The sequence below is a fragment of the Shewanella sp. MF05913 genome (assembly GCF_059758095.1).
In genome coordinates, this window is record NZ_JCAYNT010000001.1 from 469608 (window position 1) to 483513 (window position 13906).

The window sequence follows — 13906 nt, forward strand, 5'->3', positions numbered from 1 at the left end:
AATTTTGCTACTTATATTTGCTGCGTTTATGTTATCAGATGCTGAAAAAACTAATTAATCTCATTGTGTTACCTTTAATTGCGTTAACCTCAATCGCGCTCGTGCAAGCTGCTGAAGTCAGTAAGCTTGAAGAGGCTGATATTGCGGTGAGTTCACGTGCAAACGATGTTAAAAATAATGCATTGAAAGAAGCGTTAGCGGCTGTGTTTTTAAAAAATTCTGGCAGCCCAAGTGTGGTATTAAACCCACTCATTAAAGCCCAGATAAATGAGCCTGAAGTCATTCTGACTCAGTACGGCTATTTCGAACAAAATGGCGAGCTGATGCTGAAAGCCAGTTTTGATCATCAAAGAGTGATTGCCAAGCTACGTCAGGCCGGTTTGCCTGTATGGGGAAGCCAGCGCCCATTAACACTTATGTGGTTAACGGTAGATGAAAACACTGAGCCCACTATTTTAGCTGATGCCTCTTTATCAGAACTTCGTGATGAGTTAACCCAAGCGTCTGCCAATAAAGGTATTCCGGTGATGTTACCGATTATGGATCTTGATGACGTGATGGGTGTTACCGTCAATGATGTGCGTGGCGGTTTTACGGATGTCGTATTTGTTGCCTCGGCACGTTACCAGTCAGATTACTTTGCGATTGCCAATATTGAAAACCAAGGCAGTCGAGTGATGTTTACGATCAATTTATTCAATAAAACCCGAACCGATGGGGTGTTACAACCTTTAGTGGCGCAGCAAGGCGAGGCGGCAGACAATCAACAAGCGGTAAAACGCATGATGGCTATTTTAGCTGATTACCACATTAGTCAGTATGCGATTGCATCAACAGGCAGTAATGCGGCCACAGAAGTGAGCTTTTCTGGCTTAAATAACATGACTCAGGTGGTCAATATTGAAGCCTATTTACGTCAGTTAAGCGCCATTAAATCAATAAGCTTACATTCGTTTAAAGGCAGCACGGCAACCTATAACGTTGAGTTATATAGTAGTGTCAATGATTTACAGCGTTTACTGGATATAGACAGTCGCCTGTCAAAGCTAGATACAATGGGCAGTGTGGAGTCATTTTACCAACAAAAAACTGAGGTTTCGCAACCCTCGTTAATGTATCAATGGCTCGGCCAATAAGTCGGCAAAGGTGGCGCTCTGTGATTATAGAGCGCTTACATGTATAATAACGTTTGTTCGTTTATGATTTCGAGACCTATCTGAGTGACACAAAACTCACCAAGACAATTATCTTTACCCGTTTACTTACCTGACGATGAAACCTTTCAAAGTTATTATCCTGCTTCGGGTAACGATGAGCTGATCCAAAAACTTCAAGCTAGTGCTGAAGGGTCACTTGCGTCTTCTTTATACATCTATGGTCCCGAAAAATCAGGTCGCACTCATTTAATGCATGCAGCTTGTGCCCATGCGAATGATTTAGAGCGACGTACGCTATATATTCCATTAGGGATCCACGCCAGTATTTCTCCAGCATTGTTTGAAGGGCTCGAATCATTAGAGCTGATTTGTATCGATGATGTTGAAGCCATTGCCGGACATCCTGTATGGGAAGAAGCCATTTTTCATCTGTATAATCGTATTGCAGAGCAGCAAGATTGTCGTTTGATTGTCAGCGGTAATGCATCGCCATCTGAGGTGGGATTCTCTTTGCCTGACCTCGTCTCGCGTATGCAATGGGGATTGATTTATCAGTTACAACCCATGGCTGATGATGAAAAGCTCGCCGCATTACAACGCCGCGCTGCAATGCGCGGTTTACAGTTATCTGATGAAGTAGGGCGTTTTTTGCTTACCCGTATGGCACGTGATTTACGTACCTTATTTGACGTGCTCGATAAGCTTGATAAAGCCTCGATGGTACATCAGCGTAAATTGACGATTCCGTTTATTAAAGAAATGCTTAGGTTATAGAGCTAGATTTTAATCACAGATAACGCGCGTAATGCACTTAAATGACAATAAAAAAACGCCAAATGAATTCATTTGGCGTTTTTGTTTATTTATATTCTACTGTTGTTCAGATTTTTTCTTTAATCCTAAGCCTAATTCGCGGCCGCGTTTGCGGGCATAGAAAGGAAAGGTAACCAATAAAATACAAATCAAGACAGATTCAATCAGTGCAAAGGCAAACGCGTCAGTGGTGATATACGCTAGGGTCAAACCATGTAGCAAATACACACATAAAATAAAACTCGCCCAGGCATAGGTGTATGGGTTGCCGGTAATAATGCCTTTTAGCGGAAAGAGTAATGGGACAATCCAAATTAAACTAAAACCAAGAGAATAGGTGCCATTTAAGCCTTGTTGAATAAACCAGCCGCTAAGCAGCAAAAGTAATGCAAGGTAACCAATACGGCTGAGTTGGAATAAGGTTTGTGTGGTCATTATTTTGCTCGTTACAGAATAGATAAAACAGTTTCAGGTGGTCGGCCAATCGCAGCCTGGTTATTAGCCAGCACAATTGGACGTTCAATTAATTTTGGCGTTGCAACCATTGCGCTGATAAGCTGTGCTTCGGTCAGTGCCGGGTCTGCTAAGTTTTGCGCTTTATATTCATCTTCTTTGGTGCGCATCATTTGGCGTGCTGTTAAACCTAAAAGGGTAAGTATATTACTGATTTCGGTCTCACTCGGAGGCTGCTTTAGGTACTCGACTACAGTAATATCAACACCTTGGGCTTCAAGTAACGCTAACGTCTCACGGCTTTTTGAGCAGCGAGGATTGTGTAAAATAGTCGTTTTAGTTTTTGTCATGTTTATTTTCCGTCATAAAAAATGGCAAACCTTCAGTTCGCCATTATTCTATCAAAAAAAGACCGCTAAAGTTACACCGTTATGGTTACTTAAACTGATCAAGTTCTCTATCGGCTTGTCTAAACTGGCGGATCCTGGCTTCAATTCGTGCAAGCTGCAAGGTTTGTCCTTCAGAATAACGATAGGCATAGTTTAATTGGTCGATTGCGCCTTGATAATTGGCGGTTAATGCCATAATTTCGGCATTGCTGTAATACTCTAAGGCTTTATTATCAAGCTTACGGTAAGCGTCAGCCATAATCTGGTAAGGCAACATATTTTGTTTGTCGAAAAAGATTAACTCTTCAAGCAGTGGAATAGCCTTTAGCGGTTGGTCTGCTTCAACGTAAATATTGGCAAGGTTGGTATTGACCACTTGCGATGTGGGTTTAATTTTACGCTGCGCTTCCAGTAATGCGATGGCAGCGGTGAAGTCTTTTTTCTGAGCGAGCAGATCTGTTTTTGTGTCTAGATAAAACAAATTGTTATTATCTTTTTTCAATAACGAATCGATGATGGCTTCTGCTTGAGCAAACTTTTCTAAACGGAATAAGGCTAATGCTTTACCGTATAGGGCTGCATCTTCAAATGTGTAGTTGTTTTTCTTTAATTGTTGTTCAAATAACGATAACGCGCCGTCGTCACTAAAGTTAGAAAATCGCACTTGAATACGGGCTTTGGCTAATTGGTAATTTAAACTGTCAGGCACAAAGCGCTTAGGGTATTGCGCGGCACGGTTACGCGCTTCAGTAATACGAGACTCTGGTAACGGGTGAGTGAGCAACATTTGTGGTGGCGTGGTTGAAAAGCGGTAACGTACGGCAAGTTGGCCAAAAAAAGTAGACGCGGCATTGGGGTCAAAGCCTGCATCAACCAATATTTGCATCCCAATTCGGTCTGCTTCTTTTTCATGAAGACGGGTATAGTTTATTTTCGATTGAGTGGCAAGGGCTTGGGTGGTTGCTAATGCGGCCATACCCGCTTGCGGGGCGGCAATCGTTAATAAAATCGCGCCTAACATGCCTGCAATCGTCGCCGTCGAGCTTTTTTGCTGTGCCTCGAGTGAACGGGCTAAATGGCGCTGGGTAACGTGGGTGATTTCGTGTGCGAGCACTGATGCTAATTCACTTTCGTTTTCAGCATTTAAAAACAAACCGGTGTGTACGCCAACGTGGCCACCAAAAAACGCAAAAGCGTTGATTTCATCATTACGCAGTAAGAAGAAGTAAAAAGGGGTTTTAACGCCTGTCGCATTGGCAACTAATTTATTCCCTAGTTCAGATAAATATTGTGTCAGTACCGGATCGGCCAGTACAGGTGCAGATGAGCGGATGACTCGCATGTATGCGTCACCGTACACGGTTTCTTTTTCTAAACTGAAGGTGTTAACAGCTGCAGTACCAAGATCGGGTAGATCATTATTGGCAAAGCTGTGGGCAATACTGCCAGCAAATACAATGCTAATGGCAGTGGCTGTTAATGCTTTTGAAAAGGTCGATAATGATAATTTACGCAAGCGAAACCTTTAATGCTAAATGAGTCGTAAGTTCTTGGCTTAACGCACAAGTTGGTTTTGCAACATTGCTTGTGGTTTGTTGTTCAAGCTAGGATAATAGCCCTAGAATGATTAAAGCAAGTTCATAATGATTTTTATTGATTTAACGCCGTATTCTTGTCCGTATCCTTTAGTTAAAGTGAAACTTTTACTCAAGCAAATACAAGTGGGTGAAACCTTACATGTTCTTCTATCTGACCACGGTTCACGTCGAGATGTTCCCTTGTTAATGAAAAAAATGGGTTTTGGTATTGAAATCGTTGCCGATGAGTTGCATTGTTTGTCCGTAATTATTACCAAAACAAATTAAATTAGTGTTTTTAATATAAAGGTTGTTCAATGCTGGCATTTTTAACAGAGTGGTACAAAACCCGTTTTAGCGATCCACAAGCCATTACCTTAATGTTTATTATTATTGGTATTGGTCTTGCGTTGTACTTTGGTGCCGGTTTACTTGCGCCTTTATTGGTTGCGTTGGTGTTAGCATTTTTACTTGAATGGCCTGTGGCGCAAATGTCGCGTTTAGGCATTAGTCGAACGGCGGCAGCCTCTATCGTGTTAGTGGTATTTTTAGGCTTAATGCTGATTTTAATGTTGGGATTAGCACCCAGTATTTGGCGTCAGGGTGTGTCATTGGTAACCGATTTACCGTCAATGATTGATAAAGGCATGCTAATCGTTAGAGAGTTTAGTGCTGATTATCCGCAATTTATCAGTGCTCCACAGATAGACTCGATGATGGAAGAGATTAATAAGATGCTTGATACTCAGCACTTGTTAGACTTAGGTAAGCAGTTGTTAGGTTATTCTGCGTCATTATTAGTGTTGATGGTATACGCGATTTTAGTGCCATTACTGGTGTTTTTCTTCTTAAAAGACAAAGACCAATTAATGAAGGGCAGTAAGCGTTTTTTTCCCACAAATCGTGATTTAGCACGCAATGTTTGGTTTGAAATGGACCAGCAAATTTTTAACTATATCCGCGGTAAAGTCATTGAAATTGTGATTGTTGGCGTTGCCAGCTATATCTTCTTTGCCATTATGGGGCTGCGCTACTCTGCATTGTTAGGTGTGCTTACCGGTTTATCGGTATTGATCCCATACGTTGGGGCGACCTTAGTGACGTTACCCATTGCACTAGTGGCTTTTTTCCAGTGGGGATTTAGCCCTGAGTTTGGTTACTTGATGCTTGGTTACGGTATTATTCAGGCATTAGACGGTAACGTATTAGTGCCGTTATTATTCTCTGATGCGGTTGATTTACACCCAGTGGTGATTATCGCTGCGGTACTCGTGTTTGGCGGGCTGTGGGGCGTATGGGGGGTTTTCTTTGCGATTCCATTGGCATCGTTAGTCAAAGCGGTGATTAATGCTTGGCCTAATGATGTCGCACCTAAAGAGTCCTTTGATTACGAATAATCGATAGGATTTCTGCTGAATATTGCGCTATGAGTTAATTTGCCGAGCATTGTTTGGGTTAGCTCCTAGCGTTTAGCTCCGAGCATTTAGACTTAAGATTTAGCGCTGAGCTCCTATGACTCAGAGCCTAATGACTCAGTTCCAATTGATTTAGCTCCTATGACTTAGCACCTAATGATTTAGCTCCTATGACTTAGCACCTAATGACTTAGTTCCTAATGATTTAGCAACTTTGACCTAGCTATTATGAACGAGCACTTAGTGCTTCAATATCAAGAGTACCGCAATAAAAAAACGCTAGCCACTGCGAAGAGGCTAGCGTTTTTTGTCTCTAATAAGCATTAGAACAGAGGCTCAAGATTAACCATTAGGCTTACTGTCATCATCTTTTGTGTCAGACGGTTTGTCTGTGTCAGCGTTATTCTGATCTGGTGTCGCCTTGTTATCTTTTGGATCACCAAATTGTGGCATTTTAAATTTTGCTGAATACTTTAAAACGGCAATATTACTGGCAATAACACCAAGCACTAAGATAATAATCAACCAGACTTCGTAGCCTTCTAAACTCATGGGTTACTCCTTGGTAATGGTGTGTATCGGTAACATTTAATTTGCCGCTAAAATGCGCTCACATTTTTCAATATCGTCCGGCACGTCAACTTCAGGAGCGTTGTATTCACTGATAACGACTTTAATTTTATGGCCATTTTCTAATGCGCGTAATTGTTCTAGTTTTTCAATGTCTTCTAGTCTGCCTACTGGCAACTTAGCAAATGCATTAATGAAACGTTTGGTATAAGCATAAACGCCAATGTGCTTATAAACAGGGTAGTCTTTAATGTCACGGCCAAAAGGAATGCGAGCTCGTGAAAAGTACAAGGCGTTATAGTCGTTATCAAACACCACTTTAACGTGCATTGGGTCGTCTAATTCTTTCTCTTCGGTAATTTGAAAGCCCAACGTGGCCATTTCAAACTCGCCAGGGTGTTGTTGAAATAAACTCACCATTTGCTCAATAGAGCTTGGGTCGATTAACGGTTGGTCACCTTGTAGGTTAATCACTAAATCATCGTCACCTAAGCCTAGGCGCTCAATGGCATCGTTAATGCGATCTGTACCTGATGCGGCATCAGGGTCGGTCATGACGGCCTTGCCACCAAAGCCTTCTACGGTGTTTTTAATTCTGTCGTCATCGGTGGCAACGTAAATATTGTCGATGCCTTTGGCCAGTGCAGCGCGCTCGTAAACTCGCTGGATCATAGGTTTACCCGCAATAAGAGCCAGTGGTTTACCCGGGAAACGGCTTGAGCCATATCGTGCTGGGATGATGAGAGTCACGTTCATTAAATTAGCCCTACTGTTGTAGAAAATACCTATTGAGGACTTAGACTTATCCTCAATAACAGAATATGTTGTGCGTTAACCGCACTGATTTGCAGTGCCCTGATTAATTGCGTTAGTTAAGCGCGTCGTAAGTACAGCACGTAGGTTAAGCAATATGAGTAAGCAATACCGTTAATTATATACAAGGTAATATTTTAATCTGCCTCTTTCTCTTAGCTGCAGTCAATTGCGCGTTTACATGCTTAAAAAACAGCCTTGGGGCAATAATAATACTTTGAATAATACTTTTAATAATAAATATCTTAACACTTTTTAAGGCATTATTTAGGAAAACGAAGGCCTGCAAATAACCGTCGAATATCTGACGGCCATGCAGGCCTTTTGTTGTCGCGATTTGAGTCACTGTTTTACGGAATATTACGACCATGAATGCGGTCAATTGTGACATCTAAGTCGGTTAATAAACCATTGTTAATACCGTAAATCCAGCCATGGACGGCCACATCTTGACCGCTAGCCCAGGCTTCTTGAACAATATTGGTTGATACAACATTAGACACTTGTTCCATTACGTTGAGTTCACACAAACGGTCAAAACGTTGTTGTTCAGTCATAGGTTCAAGATCGGCCTGATGAATACGATGAACGTCGCGCAAATGGCCTAGCCAATTATCGATTAAGCCTAATCGCTCGTTCCCCATTGCGGCGCGAACACCACCACAGCCATAGTGGCCAACAACCATAATATGCTTAACTTTGAGTACATCAACTGCATATTGCAGTACCGATAAACAATTTAAATCGGTATGAATGACCATGTTGGCGATATTACGGTGAACAAATACTTCGCCCGGGAGTAGGTCAATAATTTGGTTTGAAGGTACTCGGCTATCTGAGCAGCCAATCCACAAGTATTCAGGATTTTGTTGCTTAGCTAGCTGTTCAAAAAAAGTAGGATCTTCTTTGTTGATCCGCTCTGCCCAACGGCGATTATTATCAAATAATGGTTTAAGGAGTTTCATTGGTGCTCGGATTATTCAGTATTTTGTCTGTCAGGATTTACAGACAATATGTCATTAAGTTACGAGTATATCAGCAATGTTTGCGGATCTGGTCTATCCATTAAGTGGATTAATTAAAATTCACTTTATTCAAAAAATCAATAAGATGCTGATTAAATAAATCGGCTTTTTCAATATTCGCTAAATGCCCAGCCTGTTCGATATGCAGCAATTGGCTGCCATCAATACAGTCGTGCATTAAGTAGCTTTCTAATGCGGTACGAAGGTAGCCATTTAGTCCTACGGCAACGAGTGTCGGTAAGGTTAAAGCCTCAACCGACTCTAAAGTATCTCGTTTAAAAATCGCCATATTGGCAAATTTAAGCAACGGGGCAATTTGTTGTGCGTTAATGGCAATTAACTGTTGCTCAAATGCTTTGATGGCTTGGGCTAGGGCGATATTGTGTTGACTAATTTCATTAGCGTCTTTACTGAAAAACAATTCAGTTAAGCTTGCAGCTAGCGCTACAGGAACCGCTTGGGCATTGGCCACTTGTGCCATAAAGCCTTGATATTTTATGCAGTTTACTTGTGGCTCAAAGCCAACAAAACTGTTTAGCATCACTAATGCATGTACGCGTGCTGGCGCCAGTAATGCCATTTCTGTTGCAATGGCTCCGCCGCTGCCATGGCCAACCACTGCAACATTGTTAATTGCAAGAGCATCAAGTAACCGTAAAACGTGTTTGGCAACATCTTGTAAACTATCGCAGCCTACGGGCAACGTTTGGCTTTGGCCGTGACCCCAAAAATCAATCGCAATACATCGGTATTGTGTCGATAACGCATCAATTTGCGCTTGCCACATGTGGCTGTTGGCTAATAAACCGTGACAAAACACCACCACTGGGCCGTGGCCTTTATCAATATAATGCAGCGGGTGTTTGTCGATAATGATATTGGGTAACAAGGTTGGCATAACAGTTGGCTCATTTAATTAGGCGACACGCAGGCGTTAAGCCGGAGAGGGCGCGACATAAAATACATAGTGATTAACCAACTCGGTTAATCGTTCAATTAGCGGCGATTGTAATGATATTTCAGCATGAGACAACACCTTTGCCAGTTCATCTGCCCGAAACTGGCTGACGTAATCTTTAGCAATCGGAAAGTAACTTAAATGCCAGGGCTCAGGGCTTACGCCACTTTGTTGTGTTTGATAAGGAAAATAAAAACCATATTCAACCGCATGTTGTACAAGCCATTGGTGTAAAGCAAAACACGGGCCTGTTTCTTGGTATTCTGCGCTGACTAATTGCAGAGCGTGTTTACTGATCTGCTCAGCATCAAACACATCGACATCGGTGCCCCAATGATGCCTTGACGCGCCGGGTAGGGCAGACCAAATTAAAATAGTGTCGATAAGTTGTTGTTCAGACAAGGATGCATAATCAATAGGTTGCGATGCTTTATCGAGCAAAGGCCGTGTACCTGAGGCTTTAGCATTCCAAATATGCACTTGACGTTCAAAAGGTCGATAAGCCGAACACAATTGCAAATCTATGCCGCTTTTTTTTGCAGCGTTCTGCATTTTGCAAAACGCTGCAGCGGTATTTTTCTCAAGTAAATAATCCCCAACAGACACCATATGCTGGCCATCTAAGCCGTATAGCTTGAGTTGTTGTTGAGGAATATCGATGTTGAGCGACGGTGTTACTTGCACAATAATTTTTCCAAAATGCGCTCATAACAATTAGCTAATACTTCTAAATCAGACACTTTTACACACTCATTCACTTTATGAATAGTGGCATTAACCGGACCTAATTCAATCACTTGAGCCCCTGTTGGCGCAATAAAACGTCCATCTGAAGTGCCGCCAGTGGTTTGTGGATCGGTTTCATAACCAGTGACTTCACGAATGGCATCACGTGTGGCTTCAAGCAGTGGACCATCACCGGTTAAAAAGGGCAAGCCATTGAAGACCCAATCAATATCGTAATCTAGGCCGTGAGCATCAAGAATATTAACCACGCGCTTTATCAATTCATCAGCGGTAACTTCAGTTGAATAACGGAAGTTAAACATCACTTTAAGATCGCCTGGGATCACATTCGATGCGCCGGTGCCGCCATTAATATTGGCAATTTGAAAACTAGTCGGTGGGAAAAACTCATTGCCATTGTCCCAATGCATTTGCGCCAACTCAGTTAATGCTGGCGTGGCTTTGTGAATGGGGTTATCGGCAAGGTGAGGGTAAGCCACATGACCTTGAATACCATTGACAGTTAAATTACCGGTTAAACTCCCTCTGCGACCATTTTTGACGATATCACCGAGTTTATGGGTCGATGATGGTTCGCCCACAAGTGCCCAAGTGATCTTTTCGTTGCGAGCTTCCAGCGTATCAATAACGCGAGTGGTACCATTAATAAACGGGCCTTCTTCGTCACTGGTGATCAAATAGGTAATCGAACCATTATGATCGGGGTGCTTTGCGACAAAACGCTCGGTGGCCACAATCATGGCCGCTAAGGAGCCTTTCATGTCGGCAGCGCCACGCCCATGGATATAATCGTCAATAATGGTGGGTTCAAAAGGGGGGGTATGCCAACGGTTTAAGTCACCGGTTGGGACCACATCTGTGTGGCCCGCAAAGCAAAATACGGGATTACCTTTACCGCGTCTAGCCCACATATTGGTGGTGTCTTCAAAAACCATCGGTTCAATATCAAATCCAATGGCGGCTAGGCGTTTAGCCATTAATGTTTGACAACCTTCGTCGAGCGGGGTGACCGATGGACGAGAAATTAACTCTTTTGTTAATTCAACAACATCATTATTCATTATGCGAACCACGCTTGGTATTGCTCAGCTTTAAACCCAACCAGAATGTTTTCTTGATTGACCAGAACTGGACGTTTTATGAGAGTAGGGTGTTGCACCATAAGCGCGATGGCTTTGTCTTGGGTGATGTCTGTTTTTTCTGCATCGCTTAATCCACGAAAACTGGTACTGCGTTTATTGAATAATGTTTCCCAGCCGACAATATTGGCCCATTGACTCACGGTATCAGCTGTTAAACCATCATCACGAAAATCATGAAAGGTGTAATCAATCTTTTCTGCTTCCAACCATTTGCGTGCTTTACGCACTGTATCGCAATTTTTAATGCCGTATAAAGTCAAAGGTGGGCTCCCTTTTATCGGTTAAATTTTATGTGTCGAGTTTGCCGAATGAACCCTGTAATCCATAAGCAATACTTCAGCCCATAAGTGCACATGAGGCTTTTATGAAATAAGGCAATGACAACTAAGGTAATGACAACTGAGGTAATAACAACATTGTGGCATTGAGTTGCAGCTTGAACAAGGGTAATGCAGGCATTTGAATAGATTTCATAAAATGCAAGCTGAGGCTGCTTGCATCTTAGTCAATCTTGGTGGCAAAAAATGTAAAAGTGAGGATGAAATTTGATTACATTTGAACGGTAAAAATCACGTCTTTACCGGCAATAACACTGCCTTGGGCTTTGTCTAATTTGATCACATCTTCCATGTTTGCCAGTACCACAGGAGTGAGTAAACTTTCGACATTGTCGCGTAAAAAGGCTAAGTCAAATGACAGAATAGGTTGGCCCGCTTTAACCTGTTGGCCTTCTTCAGCTAAGCGTTTAAAGCCTTTGCCTCTTAGCTCAACTGTGCCAACACCAAAGTGGACAAATAGCTCGAGACCCTGAGGAGACTCAATACTAAAGGCGTGGTTGGTTTCAAATATTTTACCTATGGTGCCGTCAATGGGGGCAACAATAAATTCGCCTTTAGGATCGATGGCAATACCATCGCCAACGATTTTTTCAGCAAAAACGACATCTGGTACTCTTTCAATTGGCACAATCTCACCCGATACCGGAGCCAAAATAGCAATGCCGCCAGTTAATTGCGGTTGGCCTGAAATAAGTCGTCGAATACGGCTTAAAAATCCCATATGAAAAGCCCCTTTTATTAATATTTTTATATGTTTAATTGTAAACAGCTCTGGCAACTTTACCAGTTTTAATTGTAATTAATAGTGCTGATAGCCGCGCGGATATCATCTATACGCGTTAATGCCGATACCGTTTGTGCATGTTTAACAAAATCTTGATACCGGCCTTGTACTAGCACGGCTTTCACTTCGAGTAAGTTAGTCGGATTAATACTGATTTCATCTAAGCCTAGGCCGACCAATAACGGTAAGACTTGCGGATCGCTGCCAAGTTCACCACATAAAGAGACTTTAACCTTGGCGTGTTTACATAATTGAATCGTCATTGCAATTAACTGGATTACCGCCGGTGATAACGCAGGATACAGCTTGGCTAAATGCGGATTCGTCCGGTCTGCGGCTAGGGTGTATTGAGTTAAATCGTTGGTGCCAATACTAACGAAATCAAGCAAAGGTAACATACTGGGCAGGTTAAACACTGCAGCAGGTGTTTCAACCACAATCCCTAAGCTTAGCTCACCAAAGCCTTTTTCTTGTTCAATTAATTGTGATTTAGCTTGTTCAATTAATGCTAATGCGCACTCAAGTTCTTCAATTTGACTCACCATTGGGAACATTAATCTGATTTGACCATGATTGGCGGCGCGCAGAACGGCTTTAACTTGGGTAATAAAGGTGTTTGGGTGTGCCAGGCTATAACGGATCCCACGTATACCCAGTGCTGGGTTATCTTCTTGAGTTTGTTGTAAATAGGGGATCTCTTTATCGGCACCAATATCGAAAGTGCGAATAGACAAGACTTGTCCTTGCAAGCTGTGCAAGGCATCACAATACAGTTTGTACTGCTGTTGTTCATCCGGCAATGCTTTGGCGTTCATCAACAAAAACTCGGTTCGAAACAAACCAATACCTTGAGCACCTACATCAGTAACATGAGATATTTCACTTAAATTACCGACGTTTGCCAGCAAGGTAATTGCGTGACCATCAAGAGTGACGCTGGGTTTATCTTTATATGCTGTCAACGCTTGCCGACGTTGTTTTTCCTGTTGTTGTTTTTGCTGTAATTGCTCAAATTCTGCCTCGGTTGGCGCAATATGCAGCTCGCCAGACATACCATCTAATACCAGTTGTTCACCATCTTTAATTTTTACAGGACGTTGTGAAAACTGATAATTGAGCAGTGCTGGAATACCCGCAGCACGCGCTAAAATGGCAGTATGGCTGGTGAGCCCGCCTGTTTGTAACACGATGCCGGTAATGTGTTTCAGCGGTAAAATGGCAAATTCGGCAGGGGTTAAATCGTCGGCTAATAAAATAGTGTCTTCAGTGAGGGTTGATAAATCCCACTGTAAATGACCATGTATTGCGCTTGTTAATCGTTTGGCCAAGCACAAAATATCGTTACTGCGATTCGCAAGATATGGGTCATCTAACTCAGCTAATTCAGCGGCTTGCTGATTAAATACTCTATCAATCGCTACCGCCGCACACACTTTAAACTGCTTAATATGTTGCAGTAGTTCTTGCTGTAATTCTTCATCTTCGAGCAACATGATATCGGCATCAATCAGCTGAAAATTTTCACACTCTTGGCACAAATGACGTTGGCAATGTTGTAAATGGTGGATGAGCAGTTCAATGGCATGGGTTAATTGTTGCTGTTGTAGGCTTATTTGTTCTGCACTGAGCAGTTTAAAGTCTAATGGCGGCATGTGCGAGGTCATGGTTAATGCCTTACCAAATGCAATGCCCGCAGAAACCACAATTCCATTGAATGACATAAAC

The 13906-nt window shown here is 42.4% G+C and carries 16 protein-coding genes; 4 read left to right on the forward strand and 12 right to left on the reverse strand.

From position 1 onward, the window contains the following. Positions 1-38: 38 nt before the first annotated feature. Positions 39-1136 (forward strand): DUF2066 domain-containing protein, encoded by a 1098-nt coding sequence (locus AC19MV_RS02105; protein WP_498305508.1) that lies wholly within the window; start codon positions 39-41, stop codon positions 1134-1136. Between the two features lie 84 nt (positions 1137-1220). Next, the gene (gene hda / locus AC19MV_RS02110; protein ID WP_160052290.1) at positions 1221-1931 is read left to right on the forward strand and encodes a DnaA inactivator Hda; all 711 of its coding nucleotides are present in this window, start codon (positions 1221-1223) and stop codon (positions 1929-1931) included. A 96-nt stretch (positions 1932-2027) separates the two neighbouring features. Here hda and AC19MV_RS02115 read toward each other — a convergent pair whose 3' ends face one another. From AC19MV_RS02115 to bepA, 3 genes are all read right to left on the reverse strand, one after another. Further along, the gene (locus AC19MV_RS02115; protein WP_432399568.1) at positions 2028-2405 is read right to left on the reverse strand and encodes a DUF2069 domain-containing protein; all 378 of its coding nucleotides are present in this window, start codon (positions 2403-2405) and stop codon (positions 2028-2030) included. A gap of 11 nt (positions 2406-2416) precedes the next feature. Then, entirely contained in the window at positions 2417-2773 is a 357-nt protein-coding gene (arsC, locus tag AC19MV_RS02120) for an arsenate reductase (glutaredoxin) (protein ID WP_160052293.1), read from the reverse strand. An 85-nt stretch (positions 2774-2858) separates the two neighbouring features. Next, the gene (gene bepA, locus AC19MV_RS02125; RefSeq protein ID WP_498299114.1) at positions 2859-4328 is read right to left on the reverse strand and encodes a beta-barrel assembly-enhancing protease; all 1470 of its coding nucleotides are present in this window, start codon (positions 4326-4328) and stop codon (positions 2859-2861) included. A gap of 127 nt (positions 4329-4455) precedes the next feature. Between bepA and AC19MV_RS02130 the strand changes: the two genes are divergently transcribed. After that, entirely contained in the window at positions 4456-4677 is a 222-nt protein-coding gene (locus tag AC19MV_RS02130; RefSeq protein ID WP_432399567.1) for a sulfurtransferase TusA family protein, read from the forward strand. A gap of 29 nt (positions 4678-4706) precedes the next feature. After that, on the forward strand, positions 4707-5786 hold the full coding sequence (locus AC19MV_RS02135; RefSeq protein ID WP_498299113.1) for an AI-2E family transporter: 1080 nt from the start codon (positions 4707-4709) through the stop codon (positions 5784-5786). Between the two features lie 360 nt (positions 5787-6146). Here the strand turns inward: AC19MV_RS02135 and AC19MV_RS02140 are convergent, their stop codons facing one another. The 9 genes from AC19MV_RS02140 to ptsP all read right to left on the reverse strand — a co-directional run bounded on the left by AC19MV_RS02140 (position 6147) and on the right by ptsP (position 13902). Then, positions 6147-6356, reverse strand: a complete 210-nt coding sequence (locus tag AC19MV_RS02140; RefSeq protein WP_432399565.1) for a DUF2897 family protein — start codon at positions 6354-6356, stop codon at positions 6147-6149. 36 nt (positions 6357-6392) lie between these two features. Further along, positions 6393-7130 carry a 3-deoxy-manno-octulosonate cytidylyltransferase gene (kdsB, locus tag AC19MV_RS02145; protein ID WP_498305510.1) on the reverse strand — a complete coding sequence of 246 codons (738 nt, stop codon included), beginning with the start codon at positions 7128-7130 and terminating at the stop codon, positions 6393-6395. A 407-nt stretch (positions 7131-7537) separates the two neighbouring features. Continuing rightward, positions 7538-8152: a carbonate dehydratase gene (can, locus tag AC19MV_RS02150; RefSeq protein ID WP_498299112.1), complete on the reverse strand. Its 615-nt coding sequence runs from the start codon at positions 8150-8152 to the stop codon at positions 7538-7540. A gap of 109 nt (positions 8153-8261) precedes the next feature. Continuing rightward, complete coding sequence (locus tag AC19MV_RS02155; protein WP_498305511.1) at positions 8262-9110, reverse strand: alpha/beta fold hydrolase; 849 nt, start codon at positions 9108-9110, stop codon at positions 8262-8264. Positions 9111-9146: 36 nt separating this feature from the next. After that, complete coding sequence (locus tag AC19MV_RS02160) at positions 9147-9779, reverse strand: M15 family metallopeptidase (RefSeq protein WP_498305811.1); 633 nt, start codon at positions 9777-9779, stop codon at positions 9147-9149. A gap of 65 nt (positions 9780-9844) precedes the next feature. Beyond that, entirely contained in the window at positions 9845-10978 is a 1134-nt protein-coding gene (gene dapE, locus AC19MV_RS02165; protein WP_498305513.1) for a succinyl-diaminopimelate desuccinylase, read from the reverse strand. Then, positions 10978-11319, reverse strand: coding sequence for an ArsC family reductase (locus AC19MV_RS02170; RefSeq protein ID WP_498305515.1), 342 nt, complete (start codon positions 11317-11319; stop codon positions 10978-10980). The genes dapE and AC19MV_RS02170 overlap by 1 nt, the downstream gene beginning before the upstream one ends. Before the next feature lie 289 nt (positions 11320-11608). After that, positions 11609-12118 (reverse strand): PTS glucose transporter subunit IIA, encoded by a 510-nt coding sequence (gene crr, locus AC19MV_RS02175; protein WP_432399559.1) that lies wholly within the window; start codon positions 12116-12118, stop codon positions 11609-11611. 68 nt (positions 12119-12186) lie between these two features. Further along, complete coding sequence (ptsP, locus tag AC19MV_RS02180; protein WP_498305517.1) at positions 12187-13902, reverse strand: phosphoenolpyruvate--protein phosphotransferase; 1716 nt, start codon at positions 13900-13902, stop codon at positions 12187-12189. Between the last annotated feature and the right edge of the window lie 4 nt (positions 13903-13906).

What these genes read in the sequence shown, in the direction of transcription:
- ptsP (WP_498305517.1), bottom strand. Translation starts at nt 13,902, where the DNA reads ATGTCATTCAATGGAATTGTGGTTTCTGCGGGCATTGCATTTGGTAAG.
- kdsB (WP_498305510.1), bottom strand. Translation starts at nt 7,130, where the DNA reads ATGAACGTGACTCTCATCATCCCAGCACGATATGGCTCAAGCCGTTTC.
- AC19MV_RS02160 (WP_498305811.1), bottom strand. Translation starts at nt 9,779, where the DNA reads ATGGTGTCTGTTGGGGATTATTTACTTGAGAAAAATACCGCTGCAGCG.
- AC19MV_RS02115 (WP_432399568.1), bottom strand. Translation starts at nt 2,405, where the DNA reads ATGACCACACAAACCTTATTCCAACTCAGCCGTATTGGTTACCTTGCA.
- AC19MV_RS02130 (WP_432399567.1), top strand. Translation starts at nt 4,456, where the DNA reads ATGATTTTTATTGATTTAACGCCGTATTCTTGTCCGTATCCTTTAGTT.
- crr (WP_432399559.1), bottom strand. Translation starts at nt 12,118, where the DNA reads ATGGGATTTTTAAGCCGTATTCGACGACTTATTTCAGGCCAACCGCAA.
- AC19MV_RS02155 (WP_498305511.1), bottom strand. Translation starts at nt 9,110, where the DNA reads ATGCCAACCTTGTTACCCAATATCATTATCGACAAACACCCGCTGCAT.
- arsC (WP_160052293.1), bottom strand. Translation starts at nt 2,773, where the DNA reads ATGACAAAAACTAAAACGACTATTTTACACAATCCTCGCTGCTCAAAA.
- can (WP_498299112.1), bottom strand. Translation starts at nt 8,152, where the DNA reads ATGAAACTCCTTAAACCATTATTTGATAATAATCGCCGTTGGGCAGAG.
- AC19MV_RS02140 (WP_432399565.1), bottom strand. Translation starts at nt 6,356, where the DNA reads ATGAGTTTAGAAGGCTACGAAGTCTGGTTGATTATTATCTTAGTGCTT.
- AC19MV_RS02105 (WP_498305508.1), top strand. Translation starts at nt 39, where the DNA reads ATGCTGAAAAAACTAATTAATCTCATTGTGTTACCTTTAATTGCGTTA.
- dapE (WP_498305513.1), bottom strand. Translation starts at nt 10,978, where the DNA reads ATGAATAATGATGTTGTTGAATTAACAAAAGAGTTAATTTCTCGTCCA.
- AC19MV_RS02135 (WP_498299113.1), top strand. Translation starts at nt 4,707, where the DNA reads ATGCTGGCATTTTTAACAGAGTGGTACAAAACCCGTTTTAGCGATCCA.